The organism is Azorhizobium doebereinerae UFLA1-100, assembly GCF_000473085.1.
GTDB classification, from domain to species: Bacteria; Pseudomonadota; Alphaproteobacteria; order Rhizobiales; family Xanthobacteraceae; genus Azorhizobium; species Azorhizobium doebereinerae.
In genome coordinates, this window is record NZ_AXBA01000091.1 from 1 (window position 1) to 1842 (window position 1842).

Annotated in this window: 1 protein-coding gene; it reads left to right on the forward strand. The window is 68.4% G+C overall.

The genetic code is table 11. The features are described 5' to 3' along the window. Positions 1–156: 156 nt before the first annotated feature. On the forward strand, positions 157–1689 hold the full coding sequence (tnpC, locus tag YU1_RS0125635) for an IS66 family transposase (protein ID WP_029006465.1): 1533 nt from the start codon (positions 157–159) through the stop codon (positions 1687–1689). Positions 1690–1842 lie beyond the last annotated feature (153 nt).

Genomic DNA, 1842 nt, shown 5'->3' on the forward strand with positions numbered 1-1842 from the left:
ATCTGGCATGTGCTCCTCCCCTGAAAGCGCCACCACGGCGCTGCCCGGACACAATACGTGCCCGCTGGAGGGGGCATCCACCCCATCAGTTCAAAACCGGTCGCCGCCAGTTGAAGAGGCTCGCCGGCTCCCGGCGAATGTGATTCACTTCCGGTCATGGCCTCGCTCTCCACCGAGCTTCCCCGTGATCCCGAGACCCTCCAGGCGATGCGGATCGCGCGGGATGCGGAGATCGAGCGCCTGCGCCAGATCATCAAGGAGTTGCAGCGCCACCGCTTCGGCCGGCGGGCGGAAAGCCTGCCCGAGGACCAGTTGCTCCTCGCCCTGGAAGAGGCGGAGCAGGCCGAAGCCGCCGGCTTAGCCGTGTCGGAGGAGCAGGTGCCGGCCGAGAAGGCGGAGCGTGTCGCAAAGCGCCGTGCGAACCGCGAGGCTCTGCCCGCCCATCTGCCACAGATCGAGACCGTGGTCGATATCGAGAGCGACGTCTGCCCGTGCTGTTCCGGCAAGCTGCACCGCATCGGCGAGGATGTGGCCGAGCGGCTCGACATGGCGCCGGCCCAGTTCCGCGTCCCGGTGGTGCGCCGGCCGAAATATGCCTGCCGCTCCTGCGCGGACGTGGTGGTACAGGCACCGGCGCCGGCACGGCTGATCGAAGGCGGTCTGCCGACGGAGGCAACCGTCGCCCATGTGCTCGTCTCCAAATATGCCGACCACCTGCCCCTGTATCGCCAGGCCCAGATCTACGGGCGCCAAGACATCGCACTCGACCGCTCGACGCTGGCGGACTGGGTCGGGCGGTCGGCCTTCCTGTTGCGGCCGGTCCACGCGCGGCTGCTCGCAGTGCTGAGGACCTCGCCCAAGCTGTTCGCCGACGAGACCACGGCGCCGGTGCTGGATCCCGGCCACGGCCGGACCAAGACCGGGCAGCTCTTCGCCTATGCCCGTGATGACCGGCCCTGGGGCGGCGCCGATCCGCCTGCCGTCGCCTATGTCTATGCCCCTGACCGCAAGGGCGAGCGGCCCATGGCCCACCTCGACGGCTTCAGCGGCATCCTGCAGGTCGATGGCTATGGCGGCTACAAGGCGCTGGCCGGACGCACCGCCGTGAACCTGGCGTTCTGCTGGGCGCACGTGCGGCGGCGCTTCTATGAGCTCGCCCAGACCGGCCCCGCGCCGATCGCCGACGAGGCCCTGCAGCGCATCGCCGCGCTCTATCACGTCGAAGCTGCGATCCGGGGCCGAAATCCTGAAGAACGCCGGGCCGCACGCCAGGAGAAGAGCAAACCGATCATCGAGGCCCTTGAGCCGTGGCTACGGCAAAAGCTCGCCTTGATCAGCCAGAAGACCAAGCTCGCCGAGGCCATCCGCTACGCGCTCTCGCGCTGGGCCGGGCTTGGCCTCTTCCTCGATGACGGGCGCATCGAGCTCGACAACAATATCGTCGAGCGCTCGATCCGGCCCCTCGCCCTGACCCGGAAGAATGCTCTCTTCGCCGGCTCCGATGCAGGCGCCGAGCACTGGGCCGTCATCGCCTCGCTGATCGAGACATGTAAGCTCAATGGTATCGACCCTCAGGCCTACCTCGCGGACGTCATCACCCGCATCGTCAACGGCCATCCCAACAGCCGCATCGACGACCTCATCCCATGGGCCTATCACGCCAAGCCCGTACTCAGTGACGTGGCCTGAAGACGACGCTTACGCTCATTCGGCGGCATGGTGCAGGTGCGGGCGGGCCGGCGTTCCAGCCTGGGTCCCGGCGGGCGCCTCCGGCTCGTCGGTGCCGCCGACGAAGCGGCCGAGCAGACGGCCGGTGAGGCGGCCGAGGTCGTCCATGACGGT